The organism is Acinetobacter sp. YH12069 (genome assembly GCF_013419675.1).
Lineage (GTDB): Bacteria > Pseudomonadota > Gammaproteobacteria > Pseudomonadales > Moraxellaceae > Acinetobacter > Acinetobacter amyesii.
The window spans coordinates 1-17,097 of sequence record NZ_VOZS01000002.1 but is presented as its reverse complement, the minus strand read 5'-3'; the positions used below and the strand labels follow the sequence as shown (position 1 = coordinate 17,097).

Annotated in this window: 15 protein-coding genes, 1 tRNA gene and 2 pseudogenes; 9 read left to right on the top strand and 9 right to left on the bottom strand. The window is 39.6% G+C overall.

The window, feature by feature from the left end; genetic code table 11:
• Positions 1 to 78 precede the first annotated feature (78 nt).
• Complete coding sequence (locus FTU16_RS00210; RefSeq protein WP_180162445.1) at positions 79 to 564, top strand: hypothetical protein; 486 nt, start codon at positions 79 to 81, stop codon at positions 562 to 564.
• A 239-nt stretch (positions 565 to 803) separates the two neighbouring features.
• On the opposite strand, the gene FTU16_RS00205 is transcribed toward FTU16_RS00210, so the two are convergent.
• Both FTU16_RS00205 and FTU16_RS00200 read right to left on the bottom strand, forming a co-directional pair.
• Positions 804 to 1,343, bottom strand: a complete 540-nt coding sequence (locus FTU16_RS00205) for a DOMON-like domain-containing protein (protein ID WP_078192160.1) — start codon at positions 1,341 to 1,343, stop codon at positions 804 to 806.
• Positions 1,344 to 1,349: 6 nt separating this feature from the next.
• Positions 1,350 to 1,673 carry a YhbY family RNA-binding protein gene (locus tag FTU16_RS00200; protein ID WP_168378090.1) on the bottom strand — a complete coding sequence of 108 codons (324 nt, stop codon included), beginning with the start codon at positions 1,671 to 1,673 and terminating at the stop codon, positions 1,350 to 1,352.
• A gap of 195 nt (positions 1,674 to 1,868) precedes the next feature.
• Between FTU16_RS00200 and rlmE the strand changes: the two genes are divergently transcribed.
• The 4 genes from rlmE to FTU16_RS00180 all read left to right on the top strand — a co-directional run bounded on the left by rlmE (position 1,869) and on the right by FTU16_RS00180 (position 5,923).
• Positions 1,869 to 2,519, top strand: a complete 651-nt coding sequence (gene rlmE, locus FTU16_RS00195; protein ID WP_078192159.1) for a 23S rRNA (uridine(2552)-2'-O)-methyltransferase RlmE — start codon at positions 1,869 to 1,871, stop codon at positions 2,517 to 2,519.
• 136 nt (positions 2,520 to 2,655) lie between these two features.
• On the top strand, positions 2,656 to 4,554 hold the full coding sequence (gene ftsH / locus FTU16_RS00190; RefSeq protein ID WP_078191443.1) for an ATP-dependent zinc metalloprotease FtsH: 1,899 nt from the start codon (positions 2,656 to 2,658) through the stop codon (positions 4,552 to 4,554).
• A gap of 112 nt (positions 4,555 to 4,666) precedes the next feature.
• Complete coding sequence (gene folP, locus FTU16_RS00185; RefSeq protein WP_218955597.1) at positions 4,667 to 5,521, top strand: dihydropteroate synthase; 855 nt, start codon at positions 4,667 to 4,669, stop codon at positions 5,519 to 5,521.
• 87 nt (positions 5,522 to 5,608) lie between these two features.
• Positions 5,609 to 5,923, top strand: coding sequence for a DUF5713 family protein (locus tag FTU16_RS00180; protein ID WP_180109489.1), 315 nt, complete (start codon positions 5,609 to 5,611; stop codon positions 5,921 to 5,923).
• 59 nt (positions 5,924 to 5,982) lie between these two features.
• On the opposite strand, the gene FTU16_RS00175 is transcribed toward FTU16_RS00180, so the two are convergent.
• The 3 genes from FTU16_RS00175 to FTU16_RS00165 form a co-directional block, all read right to left on the bottom strand.
• Entirely contained in the window at positions 5,983 to 6,234 is a 252-nt protein-coding gene (locus FTU16_RS00175) for a hypothetical protein (RefSeq protein WP_180162444.1), read from the bottom strand.
• A 506-nt stretch (positions 6,235 to 6,740) separates the two neighbouring features.
• Positions 6,741 to 6,826 (bottom strand) — tRNA-Leu (locus FTU16_RS00170).
• Positions 6,827 to 6,995: 169 nt separating this feature from the next.
• Positions 6,996 to 7,730, bottom strand: a complete 735-nt coding sequence (locus FTU16_RS00165) for a hypothetical protein (protein ID WP_180162443.1) — start codon at positions 7,728 to 7,730, stop codon at positions 6,996 to 6,998.
• A 195-nt stretch (positions 7,731 to 7,925) separates the two neighbouring features.
• On the opposite strand from FTU16_RS00165, the gene FTU16_RS00160 reads away from it, so the two are divergent.
• Positions 7,926 to 8,432, top strand: a complete 507-nt coding sequence (locus FTU16_RS00160) for a hypothetical protein (RefSeq protein ID WP_180055753.1) — start codon at positions 7,926 to 7,928, stop codon at positions 8,430 to 8,432.
• 97 nt (positions 8,433 to 8,529) lie between these two features.
• On the opposite strand, the gene FTU16_RS00155 is transcribed toward FTU16_RS00160, so the two are convergent.
• The 3 genes from FTU16_RS00155 to FTU16_RS00145 form a co-directional block, all read right to left on the bottom strand.
• The gene (locus tag FTU16_RS00155; RefSeq protein ID WP_180162442.1) at positions 8,530 to 9,870 is read right to left on the bottom strand and encodes a CitMHS family transporter; all 1,341 of its coding nucleotides are present in this window, start codon (positions 9,868 to 9,870) and stop codon (positions 8,530 to 8,532) included.
• A 599-nt stretch (positions 9,871 to 10,469) separates the two neighbouring features.
• Positions 10,470 to 11,798: a hemolysin family protein gene (locus tag FTU16_RS00150; protein ID WP_180055751.1), complete on the bottom strand. Its 1,329-nt coding sequence runs from the start codon at positions 11,796 to 11,798 to the stop codon at positions 10,470 to 10,472.
• A gap of 129 nt (positions 11,799 to 11,927) precedes the next feature.
• The gene (locus FTU16_RS00145) at positions 11,928 to 12,920 is read right to left on the bottom strand and encodes a LysR family transcriptional regulator (RefSeq protein ID WP_078191331.1); all 993 of its coding nucleotides are present in this window, start codon (positions 12,918 to 12,920) and stop codon (positions 11,928 to 11,930) included.
• 683 nt (positions 12,921 to 13,603) lie between these two features.
• Between FTU16_RS00145 and FTU16_RS00140 the strand changes: the two genes are divergently transcribed.
• On the top strand, positions 13,604 to 15,208 hold the full coding sequence (locus tag FTU16_RS00140) for an isocitrate lyase (protein ID WP_168378085.1): 1,605 nt from the start codon (positions 13,604 to 13,606) through the stop codon (positions 15,206 to 15,208).
• Between the two features lie 140 nt (positions 15,209 to 15,348).
• On the opposite strand, the gene FTU16_RS00135 is transcribed toward FTU16_RS00140, so the two are convergent.
• Positions 15,349 to 15,723 carry a diacylglycerol kinase gene (locus tag FTU16_RS00135; protein WP_078191329.1) on the bottom strand — a complete coding sequence of 125 codons (375 nt, stop codon included), beginning with the start codon at positions 15,721 to 15,723 and terminating at the stop codon, positions 15,349 to 15,351.
• A 261-nt stretch (positions 15,724 to 15,984) separates the two neighbouring features.
• On the opposite strand from FTU16_RS00135, the pseudogene FTU16_RS00130 reads away from it, so the two are divergent.
• Both FTU16_RS00130 and FTU16_RS16455 read left to right on the top strand, forming a co-directional pair.
• Positions 15,985 to 16,875 (top strand): annotated as a pseudogene (locus FTU16_RS00130) (MBL fold metallo-hydrolase); the annotation flags it as partial.
• 84 nt (positions 16,876 to 16,959) lie between these two features.
• Positions 16,960 to 17,097 (top strand): annotated as a pseudogene (locus FTU16_RS16455) (hypothetical protein); the annotation flags it as partial.

Below are 17,097 nucleotides of genomic sequence, written 5' to 3'. Positions count from 1 at the left end.
TGTCAGACAAATCATAAATTAAAATTTATCAAAAAGCGCTAATGTGGGGCGGTCAGCAAAAACTATAGGTACAAAGTCATGGCAACACAACAAAAACAAACAGCGGCTAAATCCTCCCTGAAAGAAGTCGTTATCGAAGGTGCTGAAAAGCTTGAACAAGTTGCAAAAGAGGCGAGTGTTCAAGCCACAGAAGCGGTCACTGAAAGCAAAGAAAAGATCGGAGCAGAGGCAAAGCAGTTGAATGCCAGTATGCAAGATCAATTGCGTCAGTTGAAGCAAGATGTATTGAATAAACTTGATCAGTTAAAAGTTCAGTTTGGTTCATCGCAAAAAGATTTTAGTGAACTCAAAGAGTTTGTGAAAACTGAATTTAATACGGTTATTGATGATCTTTCAAAACTTGGAAAAGAGCTGAAAGAAGATGTGACCCAAATTTCAGGAAAGCACAAAGATCATCTAACAGAAACATTTAAGCGTTCTAAGGAACATACTTTGGAAGCGTGGAAAAAAGTTTCACCAGTGAAAGCTGAAGTTACGGATCAAACCACAGATCTTAAAAGTTAATTGTGAATGACATGAATTTTAATACGCTTAAGCTAAGTCTAGTCATTCCAGGGAGCTGGATTGGGTGAGAGCGAATTAAACTTAAAGTTAACGCTATATATGCATAAGGGAGCCATTAATGGCTCCCTTATTGTGAATAGTACATTTAAGTACAAAGCACTTATTTAAAAATAAGCAGGCAATAAAAAAGCAAAAGATCGTACTTTTGCTTTTTATCGAAGGTCAAAACATTAAAAAGTTTAGAACTGATGTAGCCAATCACGTTTGTTGTGAAAGTCAGCATTTGGACTACTATGCTGCATGGCATAGTACTGTTTACCTTGAGGGGTTTTCAGTACAGCAGTTAGACCAATATAGAGATCTTCCCATTTAAGTTTGTACTTCAGCATAAATTCTGTCAGATCAAGACTGACATTTAAGCCATAGTGCGTCCGTTTCAACTGATTCAGTTCGATATCGTAAGCAGCTTGTGGCGGCATATCTTCTGGATAGCGATATTCTTCAAACTGGTAAGCCTGCCAAGCTTGTGAAGGGGAGAGGTTGATTTCACGATAAAAGTCTTCATTGCGTACACCAATAAAAACTTCTAAGCAGGTCTGTTCCCACAAAAAATCGATTCGTGGGTGAGCTGATACCAATTCTGGCCATTGAATCAGTTGGTTTGGGTCTCGAATCCAATAACCCACATTTAAAGTATATGGGCTTTGTTGTTCGATAGCACCAACGACTGATACAGCCTGAAAGCGACGATCAAAAGCGCTGAGTTCGAAACTTGCCATAAATGCTTAGTTAGACAGGTGTGCGTAGCGAACAAGGTTAGACAGTTTTGCATTTTGTTTTGCCGCTTTGCGGTAAATCAAAGCAATCTTACCAATCGTTTGAACAACTTCAGAACCTGAAACAGTCGCAATTTCAGTAATCATTGCAGCACGAGCTTCACGGTCTTCTGCCACAACTTTCACTTTAATTAACTCATGGTCGTTTAACGCACGGTTTAATTCTTCAATAACGCTTTCTGATAAGCCTTTGTCCGCAACCATTACAACTGGGTTTAGGGTGTGACCAATTTGACGTAAGCGTTTACGTTCTTGAATAGATAAAGCCGCCATAAATATAACCTAATTTTAAAAACGACCTAGTATAGCAAAATCAAAGTTGAAGCGCTGTATTTAATCGGCATTTTCTCGATGAAGATTATTGAAAAAAACATGATTTAAGATGCTTTTTAGATACACATGTCTACTGCAAAAGTGCTGAATTTCACGTACAATCAAGACTGAGAAGTTTTTTTTATTTAGAGAGTTATGGCTACCCGCATTACTAACCAGAAATTATCCAAAAGTAGTCGTGACTGGATGCGTGAGCATCTTGATGACCCCTTTGTGAAAAAAGCACAAAAGGAAGGATATCGTGCGCGTGCCGCTTATAAATTGCTTGAAATTCAAGAAAAATACAAATTGATCAAGCCAGGCATGACCGTTGTTGACTTAGGTGCTGCACCAGGTAGTTGGTCGCAAATTGCCGGTAAACTTGTTGGCGACAAAGGTTTGGTAATTGCTTCTGATATTTTACCCATGGATGCTTTACCCGATGTGACCTTCTTGCAAGGTGACTTTCGTGAACAAGAAGTGTTCGATGAATTGTTAAAAATTTTAGATGGACGTACTGTAGACGTTGTAATTTCAGATATGGCCCCCAATACATCAGGTAATAAGGCTGTAGATCAACCGCGTCAGATCTATCTTTGTGAATTAGCAATCGACTTTGCTCAAAAGGTTCTTGGACCAAATGGACAGTTTGTTGTTAAAGTGTTCCAAGGTGTTGGATTTGATGAATACCGTAAGCAAGTTGTAGACACATTTGATGTGCTGAAAACAGCAAAACCGGCGGCTTCACGTGCTCGATCTAAAGAAGTGTTTTTAATCGGGCAGGGACGTAAGAAAGCTTTCAAGTAAAGTTTACTTGCCAACTCGTTAAAAATTGTGCATTTTGTACGTTTTTAAATTATTGCGAAGCTACTCTGCAGCGTAAGTATTAGAGTCACCCATGTAAATGGGATTGAACGAATTAGATAGAAATGGGAATAAAGCTTTGAGCGATCTTTTTAAGAATGCCGTGTTGTGGCTGGTTATCCTAGGCGTGCTGGTTTTAATCTTCAGCAACGTCAGTGACCGCAATCAACCGACCGCGATGAACTATTCTGAGTTCGTGGCAGCCGTAAATGCGGGTCAGATTAAACAAGTCACCATTGATGGCGAAAGAATTCGTGGCGAAAAATCAAACGGTTCTGAGTTTGAAAGTATCCGTCCTGCGGTTCAAGATCCTGAACTTATGCCGAACCTAATCAAGAACAATGTTGTTGTTGAAGGTACAGCGCCACAGCGTCAAAGTATTTTGATGCAACTTCTGATTGCAAGTTTCCCTGTTCTTTTAATCATTCTGTTATTCATGTTCTTTATGCGCAACATGGGTGGTGGAGCTGGTGGTAAGAATGGCCCAATGAGTTTTGGTAAGTCAAAAGCAAAAATGCTGTCTGAAGACCAAATCAAAGTGACATTTACTGATGTTGCGGGCTGTGATGAAGCTAAACAAGAAGTTGTTGAAATCGTTGACTTCCTAAAAGATCCATCTAAGTTCAAACGACTTGGTGCAAGCATTCCGAAAGGCGTGCTCATGGTTGGTCCTCCGGGTACAGGTAAAACTTTACTTGCTAAAGCGATTGCGGGTGAAGCGAAAGTACCGTTCTTTAGTATTTCGGGTTCTGACTTTGTTGAAATGTTCGTGGGTGTGGGTGCGTCTCGTGTCCGTGACATGTTTGAACAAGCAAAGCGTCATGCACCATGTATCATTTTCATCGATGAGATCGATGCCGTTGGTCGTCACCGTGGTTCAGGTACAGGTGGTGGTAATGATGAGCGTGAGCAAACATTAAACCAAATGTTGGTTGAAATGGATGGTTTTGAAGGCAACGAAGGTATTATCGTCATTGCTGCAACAAACCGTGCTGACGTATTGGATAAAGCTTTACTTCGTCCAGGTCGTTTTGACCGTCAAGTGATGGTGTCTCTACCTGATATTAAAGGTCGTGAGCAAATCCTGAATGTACATTTGAAAAAATTACCTTCTGTGACTGGTGTAGATGTCAAAGTCTTAGCACGTGGTACACCGGGCTTCTCGGGTGCACAGTTGGCTAACCTTGTAAACGAAGCGGCACTGTTTGCTGCACGTCGTAACAAGAATACGGTCGATATGCATGACTTTGAAGATGCAAAAGATAAGCTTTACATGGGTCCTGAACGTAAATCGATGGTGATTCGCGAAGAAGAACGTCGTGCGACGGCTTATCATGAAGCAGGTCATGCGATTGTTGCTGAAATCTTGCCGGGTACAGACCCTGTGCATAAAGTGACAATTATGCCGCGTGGTTGGGCACTTGGTGTGACTTGGCAGTTGCCTGAACATGACCAAACCAGCCATTACAAAGACAAAATGTTGAATGAACTTTCAATTTTGTTTGGTGGTCGTATTGCAGAAGAAGTCTTCATTAACCAAATGTCGACTGGTGCTTCAAATGACTTTGAACGTGCAACGAAAATGGCACGTGCAATGGTTACTAAATACGGTATGTCCGATAAAATGGGCGTCATGGTTTACGAAGATGATTCACAGCAGTCATTCATGGGTGGTTTAGGAAGTCGTGTGATTTCTGAAGCAACTCAGCTTGAAGTTGACCGTGAAGTTCGCCGTATTTTAGATGAACAATATAAAGTTGCTCGCGATATTCTTGAAAATAACAAAGATATCGCACATGCCATGGTGAAAGCATTGCTTGAATGGGAAACCATTGATCGTGATCAAATCCGTGACATTATGGAAGGACGTGAACCTCAACCACCAAAAGTGTACATCGCTGAAAATCCAGTGATTGATGTCACACCAACGGATGGTCCAGATGTTCCACCACCATTACCGTCATTGCCAAAAGCATAAAATTTTAAAACCACCTTCGGGTGGTTTTTTTATATGAAAATAAATGCATGTGAACGAAATGCTGAGCAAACTTAGCGTTAAAATAAGCGCAGCAAAATCTGGGATGTGTACTATGAAGTTGGTGTCTTTGCCTAATAAAATTTTAAACTGTGGTAATTTGCAATTAGATTTGTCAGAGCCACATGTGATGGGGATTTTAAATGTCACACCGGACTCTTTTAGTGATGGTGGCAAACATAATGGTAAAGACCAAGCTATAGCACATACCTTACAAATGATAGTGGATGGCGCGACAGTGATTGATGTCGGTGGTGAGTCAACACGTCCAGGCGCATCTGTTGTTGAGGTTGAAGAAGAAATTCGACGAGTCGTACCCGTCGTTGAAGCCTTATCCAAACACAATGTGGTGATTTCTATCGATACCTCACAACCTGAGGTGATTGAGGCAGCGGTTCAGGCTGGTGCGCATATCTGGAATGATGTACGTGCATTAACTCGGCCGAATGCCTTAGAAACAGCTGCAAAACTGAATATTCCAGTGATCATTATGCATATGCGCGGCGAACCCACCACGATGAATAATCTAGATCAGTATCAAGATGTTGTGGCTGATGTCATTGATGAATTAAAGCAACGTGTGCAAGATGCATTAGATGCAGGTGTGCGTGCAGAAAACATTATGATTGATCCGGGTTTTGGTTTTGCTAAAAATGCGCAGCAAAACTTAAAGCTTTTACAGCAATTCTATCAATTGAATGACATGGGCTATCCGATCCTGTCGGCATTATCTCGTAAGCGTTTTATCGGTGAAGCACTTGGCGGTGCAGATGCACAAAATCGCGCTGTAGGCTCGGTTGCAGCGCATCTACTCAGCATTCAACAAGGTGCATGTATGGTTCGCGCACATGACGTCAAAGCGACGATAGATGCGATACGTGTTTGGCAAGCCATGCAGAACGCGGTGTGATTTGATAATACTGAATCCCAATAAATTTGGTGAATTGTAGTATTTGTGTTATATAAGCGCCCTGAATGTTTTGTGATAGAGTTTCGTATGTTTGCAGATTTACTGCTACCCATGTTTGATGATGAATATTACCCAGATGTGTTGGTTGCAGAGGTGAAGTTATTGGTTGTTCAATTTGCGAAGAAAATTGCAAAAGCAGATCTAAGTTCAACTGATATCTACCATTTTGCCAATGAAACGGTTGCACAGCTCAATAAGATGAAACCTCAATTTGAAGATTTAGATTCGTCTTTGGATGATACGGCTGCAGATTATATTGCAGAAGCCATGATGATGGTGCTGCAAGATGAAGGCTATATGGATATTGAAATGGAAGAGTTGGTTGCTAACCGAGAATGGTAATTAAACTTTAAAAAAGCCCTGTAGTGACAGGGCTTTTTTGTGTCTAGGGATTTAAAAAATTATTTAGCTTTGTCTATAAAATCTTTAAACGATGATTTGATCGATGCTGATAGTTTCTGTTCTTCTTGCATGGCTTGTAAGTGTAGGGCGTAGAAATACGATTGATGTTCTTTTTGTTTTAAAGATTGTTGATAAGACCAAAATGCCAGTTGGCGAAGCTTTTGTAGTTTTACTCTTTCAATGGCGCTGCTTTCAGGTTTATAAAATAATTCAGTAAATACACATAAAAACAGACTGAAAAAAAAGTCCACAGAGACTGATGAGGTTTAATACATCTGTTTGTAGATACTTAAAGTTTATAGTAAGGAGAAGTGTGAATCCCCCAAGGAGATACAGCTGTATTTGCAGACGTTGAACTGCAAACTTACTGCTAAAACGTGCTTGATAATGTGCATACCAGACATAGCAATAGATTAAAGGAAGAATAATCAATACACCAAGATTGAACGCCATTTTTGGGGCGTGAATTGAAAGTGCCGTTGAAAGTATATGCCCAAGTGCTGCGCTGCCAAGTGAGATAAAAAGTATCAGGCAAAAGCTAAAGATTAAAATAGGTGCAGTGGGCGTTAGATTGATGATTTTAAAATGCGCAAACAGCAACCGTTGATAAAAAGCATCGGGATGCTTAAGTTGTAGTGCAGGGAGATCAAAATCTGAAGGTATTGGCATTGAATAATAATAAGTTTTTAAATTTTAGGCATAAAAAAACCAGCAAATTGCTGGATCTTTTATTGCACCAATCTTAGAAGTATAAGAATGGTGCCCGAGGCCAGACTCGAACTGGCACGCTTTGTGGGCGGGGGATTTTAAATCCCCTGTGTCTACCGATTTCACCACTCGGGCATGTGCGCAATAATAGAGGACGAAATGGAGCTTGGCAAGTGTATTTGATGGTGTTTGTTTTAAAATCAATCAATTCATGCATATAAGTTGAAAATATTCAAAACTAGTGATGCATTGAATGACTTTTTAAGCAGTGATTGAAAGATCATTGCACTTCATTAACGCCGACTTATTTCATTAACTCATCAAGATAATGTTCAACATTTTGGTGCTTTAGCTTTTTACACAGCTGATTTTCCTGGTGCAGCATTTGTATGTGTAAATTTTGGAAATGGGTAAAGCGCTCAGATAACTGTTTATGATTTGCTTGATTTGGATTACTGAGTGTCAAACGTAATTTTGCTTTAAGCATTTGTTTATACGACCAATAAGCAATACGACGTGTCTCTTGTAGAAAATAGTATTCTTGCGTGTTACTTCCACCTTTGAATAGATTTTCTTTATAAAAACGCACAAAGCCGAAACTCATGGCGAAAAAGAACAATACAGATTGAACGAAGGGGCTTTGTAAAAAGGCGATATTGAGTAATTGTAATAAAATCACGATCGCAAGTCTGAACGGCGTATTTTTCAAACTTTGATACAGGGACATTGAACTGTGCTTGATTTGCTTGATGACTAAGGGCACAACCAGCATGAAAAACAGCATAATACTCAGTACAGCAATACCATGAGCGCGAAACTCACTCATTTCTGGAAAATACAGTTGCACTGCATGTCCAATACTCATGCTCAAAGAAATAAAAATCATCGCCGCCAAAACCCAAGGAATAAGCTCTTTGAGTTCGTCTAAAATGCCTTGAGTTTTCAGTTGGCTATAAAATAAATAATTATGTTTAAAGGCTGCTGGATATTGCTGTTTCAGTTGTTGAAGGTAAAGTGCAGCCTGTTTCTTTTGAGCCATATTGTGACGTTAGTATTAAAGCGTGAAAGTAATATAGTTGATTTCGATATTTTTGACATAATTTTTTTCTAAATCATGTTGTATATCTGAACATTATAAGAGAAAACGCAATTTCTATAGCGAAGGTCGCAGTTTTCACGCTGCTTTTATGCGAAAATACATACTTATTGAATATTAAGTTTTTATAGGCAGTTTATGACTGATCACTCTCCTGAAACATTAAGCGATATCGAAATTCTAGACATTCTTCAGTCGATGAAATCAGATGTTTTAAATACTGAAGCAAATGAAGTGATTCGTAGCGGGGGAAAAGCTGGTCGTCAAGAGGCTCATAAACAAGCTTTGGTGAAATTAAATCAAGCATTTGAAGATAAATTTGTTGAAGCTGCGACTTTGGCTTTAGGCTTAAATGAAGGCCAAAGTAAAAAAATCCGCTACAAAAAAGATCGTATCCGTATTTTGAAAGTTCGTGGTATCGATTATTTAGCGATTGATGGTGCTGAAACTGCACAAGTATTGTCGCAAGTTGCACAAGCGATTGTACGTGAAGACGCAACGGTGACTCATGACCTGCATAACATTTTCCCATTTTGGAAAGAAGGCTGGCCAATGGTGCAATTCGACAATGTTTATAAAATTTTAGAAGATGACATTCGCATACATTATGAAGCAGTTCTAGAAGCATTAATTTCAAAGCATTAACCACTACAAATGAACCTGTGAGTGTAAAGCACTGGCTAGTTCTGTATTGTTAAGCATAAAAAAAGCACCTGATGGTGCTTTTTTTATCTTTAACTTTTTAAGTTAAGCTCGAATAAAACGGAAACATTCCAAAGATCAAACCTGCTGCTAACATGACAAAACACGTGATTACAGCCCAGATAATGGTAAATTTCTGATGTTGTCCAAACTCGATACCCGCAAGTCCACAGAGTAAATAGGTCGAAGGGACAAGTGGAGAGAGTAGGTGTACAGGTTGCCCTACGATGGAGGCACGTGCCATTTCTACAGGTGCAATTCCATAATGAGCGGCAGCATCGGAAAGAATTGGCAAAACCCCAAAATAGAAAGCATCATTCGACATAAAGAAAGTCATCGGCATACTAATGACAGCGGTAATCGGTGCTAAATAGGGACCCATACTTTCAGGGATAATTGCCACGAGTTCTTTGGACATGGCTTCTACCATGCCTGTTCCGGCTAAAATACCGGTAAAAATACCTGCAGCAAAAATGATACCGACCACGTTTAAAGCACTACCTGCATGATGTGCGATTAACTTTTTCTGCAAGTCGACATTTTTGTAGTTGACGACTAGCGCAATACACAAAGCCACCATGAATAAAATAGGCATAGGTAAAATACTAAAAACCAGACAAATCATCAGAACGACGGTTAACAGTGCATTAAACCAACGTAGATCTGCGCGGTTGGCATCTGGATTATCTGAGATTTGAATGTTTTCACCATGGCTGATATCCAATTGGACAATTCCTAGACGCTTTCTTTCCATGCGACCATACATCGTTCCTAAGAAGTACAACCAGCCGATGGCAAATAACATCGGTAAAATCATCGGAACAAATACATCACTTGGGTCGACATGAAGCGCGCTGGCGGCGCGGGCAGTAGGCCCACCCCAAGGTGTAAGATTCATAATTCCACTAGAGAGCATAATCAAACATGCCATAATCAATGGGCTCATACCTAAGCGCTTATAGAGTGGCAGCATGGCCGCAACACAGATCATATAGGTTGTAGAACCATCTCCATCCAAAGAGACAATTAACGTCAGGGTAATGGTTCCAAGGACAACTTTTAAGGGATCACCTTTGACCATTTTTAAAATAAATTTCACCGAAGGGTCGAACAAACCTGTATCAATCATGATGGCAAAATACAGAATCGCAAAAAGCAGCATGATGCCAGTCGGTGCAAGTTTTTTTACACCTTCAATCATCATGTCGCCAATTTCATTTATTTGTATGTGTGACAAGCTGTCAAAATAAAAACCAAGTAACCACGCAATCAAGGCAAAAAGTAGGGGAATTAAAGTCAGTGCGACAAGTGGGCTTAAGCGTTTCGACATGATCAAATACATAAAGCACAAGATCATGCCCAAACTGAGTACGGTTAACATGGTTCATTCCTTTGAAATATAAAGCTGTTTTTAAATCCAAGGGCAGAGCATAAAGAGAAATTTCATCAGTCAAAACAAAGGTGAGAAAATGTGAAATACATCACTATTTTGATGAAAAATAGTCATTAATAATGAAGGTATTAAGGAGGGGTAGTTTTTCGATTTATTTTAATTTTTATTCAAAAAAAGTGGTCTGTTTACATATATTCAACATCTGTAGAGAACTGTAAGTGTGTGTAGATCCAGTTTGATCACAATAAGTGCGCTTAAGCAAAAATAGACAGTAGCGTCCGAATCGGCCAACTAAAAAATCGGAACCAAAAAATTAAGGGATTATAAAAAAACAGACCAAAACGCATAGTTTCGTCAAAATGTTGTCTGCCGCGTTCATAAGGATAAGGCGTTAAAAACCAAGCAGTGACGATCAGTGCAACACCGAGCAATAGAAATAAAGGTTGTGGATGAGCTTTGAAAAAATAATAGATTAGATAAGCCCCAGTATAAAAACTAAAGCAAGTCAAAATAGCTTTAAGTGAAAAAGACATCTTCGTATTCCATCGTATTTTTATTTTATTGTTTTAGAAAAAAGAAGAATCGAATTAATCCGATTCTTCTGGTATATCAAGTTCAGTCTCAGCCGGCTTTAAGCGAGTCACTAATAATTGGTCAATTTTAAAGTGGTCTACATCCACAACTTCAAATTTGTAGCCATGATAGGTGACAAAGTCCGCTGGACGTGGAATTTTACGCAGTTTAAACATCATAAAGCCCGCAAGGGTTTCATAGTTTTCTTCATCGGGCATTTCATCTAAAGCGAGTGCATGTTTTAAATCTTCGATTGGTGTACTGCCATCGATAAGCCAAGAATCTGCATCACGTTTAATAATTTGTTGTTCTGCTTCAATCGGTGTTACCCAGTCGCCCATCACGGTAATCATAATGTCGGAGAGGGTAATAACGCCGACAACCAACGCGTATTCGTTAATTACTACGGCAAATTTTTCTTTGGTTGAACGAAAGCGATCGAGTAATTCAGACAATGTTAATGTATCTGGAATCGTGAGGACATTACGAATAGTATTTTCATTGAGCTGTAGAAGTGACTGATTGTTGAGGATACGAACCAAAATATCTTTGGCATCCACATAGCCAATCACGTCATCAATATTTTCACTACAGACCAAAAACTTCGAATATGGAAATTCAGCGAGTTTTTGACGAATACTGGCTTCTGATTCTTTGAGGGTAAAGTACACCACGTTTTCACGTGTAGTCATACTTGAAGGGACGTTACGTTCTTCCAGCTCAAATACGTTTTCAATAAAGTGGTGTTCTTGCTTTTGTAGTACACCAGCTTGAGCACCGGCATCCATCACGGCTGAAATGTCGTCAAAGGTAATATTGTCATCACGTGTTGTATTCACTTTGAATAAACGAAACAACAAATTGGCAATGGCATTAATCACCCACGCCATTGGCTTACACACTTTAATAAAGATTTGAATCGGGTCAACAACAGCAACGGCAATTTTTTCAGGTGCGATCATCGCCAAACGTTTTGGCATCAAATCAGCAAATAGAATGAATAAGGATGTGACTAAAGTAAACGACAGGGTGAAACCGATAGTTTCAGTCCACGGGCCCTGATAAAAACGAGTGACTAAGCTAATGAAATAAGGACGAAATGCACCCTCACCCAAAATACCGCCAAGAATTGCCACGGCATTTAAGCCAATTTGCGATGCAGCGAAAAAGTCTGCTGAGTTGGCTTGTAAGTCAAGCACACGTTGTGCACGTGAATCTCCAGATTCAGCCAAAATTTTAAGTTTTACTTTTCGTGCACCCGCAAGGGCAATTTCTGTTAGTGAAAGAAAACCCGCACCGACGATCAGGAGAATAATAATGACAATATTTTGGAAAAGGCTCACGAATACACCTGTTTGTGATTCATTCTATTTTTCTGTATTTCTAACACAAAAATGGGCAAGGTAGTAGTCTTAACTACTACCTATATAGTGACAGTATACGTTTGAATTAATAAGGAATTAAAGAATTAATTACTGATACTGTGAAAACTGAGAGTTATTCATTAAGTATTCGCGGTTTTCTTCTTCAATCATTTGACGTGCAACATACAAGATAAGTTGACGTAACCAGCGATGAGCGGGGTGATGATGAAGTAATGGACACCAAGCCATTTTTAATTCAAATTCAGGAATATAGAATGGTGGATCACGAAGTAACAGGTTTTGACTTTTGGCTTGAAGTCGAGCAATGCGGCTTGGCAGAGTTGCAACCAAGTCAACATTCGATGCCAATAAGCCCGGCATTTGATAATGACGGGTGAAAACTGAAATTTTACGTTTTTGGCCAATACGTTCTAAGGCTTGATCAATCCAACCTAGACCCGCTTGTTTTTCTGGGTTGACACCAAAACCGACACCCATACCTGTTTTAGACACCCAAATGTGTTGTGCATCCAGATAGCTTTTCAGGTTTAAATTATTTGCAGCAGGATGCTTGGCATTTAAAAGGCATGAAAAACTGTCACGCCAGACCAAAACTTGGTGGAAACTTTGCGGAATTTCATTAAAGCGGTTAATCGCCAAGTCGACTTTACCTTGTTCCATATCTCGATAAGACACATCACTAGGCGTTAAAAAATCGAGAACCACATTGGGTGCTTCTGAGCGCAAAGCTTTTACTAGGCGCGGCACCAGTGTTGCTTCAGCATAATCTGAAGTCATGATGCGGAAGACACGATTTGAGGTGTAAGGGCGGAACTCGGTACGGGGTTCCAAAATCATCGAAAGGTCAGAAAGTGCATCACGGATACGTGGCTGTAATTCAAGCGCACGTTCTGTAGGTGTCATACCTTCTGAAGAACGAATAAGAAGTGGATCATTAAATAAGTTGCGTAGACGACGTAAAATATTACTCATCGCGGGCTGAGTTACACCCAGTTGCTCGGCAGCACGAGTCACATTTTTTTCACGAAGAAGTACATCAAGATAAATTAATAGATTGAGATCGACCCGCTCCAGATTCATAAAATAAATACCGACAATAAAATCATGAAATTTATCTGATTATGCCATAACTACTAAGGCTTGTGTAAAAAATGGATGAAAAAATGACGTGTACTATTGTACTAAAATTCGGCAGTTTTAAGACAAATTTGCTGAAGCGACAGCACATATTTCTTAAACACTTATTACCCGTTTAGAACGATATTTTTAAATAAATATAATAAAAATACGGAGCAATTTTGTTTATGTGATGCGATGTTCATAAAACAAAAAAATTAGATGAAATATCTCATTTACATGATCATTTGAGGACGGAATAACCATGCATTTAGTTTGGTAAGTTTGGGCAAAAATGGCGTAAAAAATGCTGTTTTTTTTAAAAGTGAATGCTCAGTCGACTTAAGTCTAATGAAGAATAATTCATCAAAATGTTTGAAAAATAGACAAAAAAATTAGCAAAATATATTAATAAAAGTATTTAAATACAAATACTTACAAATATTGGTTAATTATTATAATACGACTTTAATCTACATATTTTTTAAATAAATACTGAAAATTAATGCAGAATATTGGATTAATTTTTTTAGTCAATCTACTCTGTGTCTATCGCAACGAAGTGTTCTAAATCTGAACAATCATTCGAGGGTATGATTTTAGCCTTACGTTGCAGAAAAATCCTAATATTATTACAGGAACATATCATGTCTACATACTTAACAGCGATTGATGCAATCCGTGAATTAAAAGCAAAATTCGGAAGCACTTGGCGCGATATTAGCCCAGAAGATGCTGCACGTATGCAAATGCAAAACCGTTTCAAAACTGGTTTAGACATTGCGAAATATACAGCTGCTATTATGCGTCGTGATATGGCTGCTTATGATGCTGATTCTAGCAAATACACTCAATCATTAGGTTGCTGGCACGGTTTCATCGCACAACAAAAAATGATTGCGAACAAAAAATACTTCGGTACAACTGAACGTCGCTATATCTACCTTTCAGGTTGGATGGTTGCAGCTCTTCGTTCAGAATTCGGTCCACTTCCTGACCAATCTATGCACGAAAAAACTTCAGTACCTGCATTGATCGAAGAAATCTACACTTTCCTACGTCAAGCTGACGCGAAAGAATTAAACGACTTGTTCCGTGCGCTTAAAAAAGCAAACGAAGCTGGTGATACTGCTAAAGCTGCTGAAATCACTGCTCAAATCGACGGTTTCCAAACTCACGTTGTGCCAATTATTGCTGACATCGACGCTGGTTTCGGTAACGAAGAAGCGACTTACTTACTAGCTAAGAAAATGATCGAAGCGGGTGCTTGTGCACTTCAAATCGAAAACCAAGTATCTGACGCTAAACAATGTGGTCATCAAGCTGGTAAAGTTACAGTTCCACACGAAGACTTCATCGCGAAAATCCACGCTCTTCGCTATGCATTCTTAGAAATGGGTCTTGATGACGGTATCATCGTTGCTCGTACTGACTCTGAAGGCGCTGACTTGACTCAAAAAATCCCAGTGGTTAAAGAGCCAGGCGACATCGCTTCTCAATACATCAGCTACTTAGACACAACTGAAATTGACATTTCAGAAGCTCAAGAAGACGAAATCCTAATCAAGCGTAACGGTAAACTTCACCGTCCAAAACGTCTTGCTTCTGGCTTGTACCAGTTCCGTCCAGACACGCAAATCGACCGCGTTGTACTTGACTGTGTATCTAGCCTTCAAAATGGTGCTGACCTTCTTTGGATCGAAACTGCGACTCCAAACGTTGAAGAAATCGCTCACATGGTTAACCGTGTTAAAGAAACAGTTCCAAATGCGAAACTTGTTTATAACAACTCGCCTTCATTCAACTGGACTTTAAACTTCCGTCAACAAGCTTACGACCGTTGGGTTGCTGAAGGTAAAGACGTTTCTGCTTACGACCGTGCTAAACTAATGAGCGCTGAATACGATAACTCTGAATTAGCTGCTGAAGCTGACGAAAAAGTTCGTACGTTCCAAGCTGATGCTTCTCGTGAAGCGGGCGTGTTCCATCACTTGATCACACTTCCGACTTACCATACAGCTGCTCTTTCTACTCACGAGCTTGCTCAAGGTTACTTCGGCGACCAAGGTATGCTTGCTTATGTAGCTGGCGTTCAACGTAAAGAAATCCGCGGTACGATTTCTTGTGTTAAACACCAAGCAATGGCTGGTTCTGACATCGGTGACGACCACAAAGAAATCTTCGCTGGTGACAACGCGCTTAAAGCGGGTGACGATGCGAAAAACACAATGAACCAATTCGCTGCTCACTAAGCATTGAACTGATTCGAAAAAAAGCCCAGCGAAAGCTGGGTTTTTTTATGGCTTTAAAATCTTCTTAAATCCATTTATTAAAGTGTGTCGATATAAAAAAGCAGGGCATAACCCTGCAAATAGAGTGAGACAGCCTTTATTTAAGGCAAAAGGATAATTAACCAAGTAAAAAAAATAATTGCTAAAGCGACAAATTGAGCTGCACTTCCCATATCTTTGGCAATTTTAGAAAGTGGATGCTTGTCTAAAGATACCCGGTCGACAACGGCTTCAATGGCAGAATTGAATAACTCAACAATCAAGGCAAATAAACACACCACCACCATAAGCGCATGTTCAGCACGACTGACATCGAGAAAACAACTGGTGGGAATAAGCACCATATTCATCCAGACAATTTGTCGAAATGCAGCTTCATTTTGATAAGCAGCTTTGAATCCATCGAGGGAATATTGCGTTGCATTTAAAATTCGTTTAAGTCCAGATTTACCTTTAAACGGGGAAATTTCACTCATAGTACTGTACAGACGTATAGATTTAAAAACTGGCGAAAATATAGCATGCCAAGCTTAAAGTTTTCTTGCATTCAGTTTTTATTTTATTGGGCATTAAAGTTTAGGATGATTTACATAAGCCTATATCAAGTTAGTGCTATGTTTATCCAGTATTGGACTTAAAATTTGCCTGAATTTCAGGCACAATACAGGCGTTTAAAATTTTTAATTTTGAAGCCTTTGCTTCATTGCATGAAATAATAAAAGTGATATAGGTCAACAATGAAAAACTTTAGTTTTGCTGTGCTTGCAGCAACACTTTTAACCAGCCAGTTTGTCAGTGCAGAGCCGGCAGTTATTCAAACGGAAATCAAATCGAATGTGACACAGCCCATGGGATTTTATCCTTTCCAAGTGGGTGCATATAAAGTCATCGCTTTAAAAGATGGGACACTCGAATTAAGTCCTGATTTGTTTAAACAAAATTTAACTCCAGAAGAAGTTAGTGCTTTATTCCAAAAGCTTGCAGTTGATCAGAGCAAAGGCATACAAACCAGTGTCAATGCCTATCTGATTGATGATGGACAAGGCGGTATCAGTCTTGTTGATAGTGGTGCAGCCAGTTGTTTTGGTCCGAACTTAGGTTCTATTGCACAAAATATTGAAGCGGCCGGCTATAAGCTTAATCGTGTACGCAGTGTTTTCTTAACCCATTTACATCCTGATCATGCATGTGGCATTGCGAAACAAGGTAAGGCCGTATTTCCAAATGCAACGATCTACGTCAATGAGCAAGAAAGTCAGTATTGGTTAAGTGAAAGCACCGTCGACACTTTAGCTGCTGAAAAGCGTGAAGGTTATATAGCAACTGTTGCGAAAATTAAAGCTGCGATTGCACCTTATCAAACCATGCGGAGTTTTAAGACTTTTAGCGTTGGTTCAGTGATTAATGGATTAGAAGTACTACCGAGTATTGGACATACACCGGGGCATTATTCTTTTATCTTAAAATCGCAAGCTAAAAGTTTTGCCATCCTCGGTGATGTGGTTCATTCCTATCATTTACAGTTTGAACAACCCAAATTATCTGTCGATTTTGATGTCGATCCGGTCAAAGCCAGTGAAACTCGTTTAGCAATTTTTAAACGTTTTGCTCAAGAGCAAACTTTTGTCGCATTTGCACATTTACCATTTCCCGGTATTGGTAAAATAAGTGAAATGAATGATGGTCAGTTCCGTTGGAACCCGCTAAATTTAGCTCCGACAGCTCCGACAGCTCCGACAGCTCCGACAGCTCCGACAGCTCCGACAGCTCCGACAGCTCCGACAGCTCCGACAGCTCCGACAGCTCCGACAGCTCCGACAGCTCCGACAGCTCCGACAGCTCCGACAGCT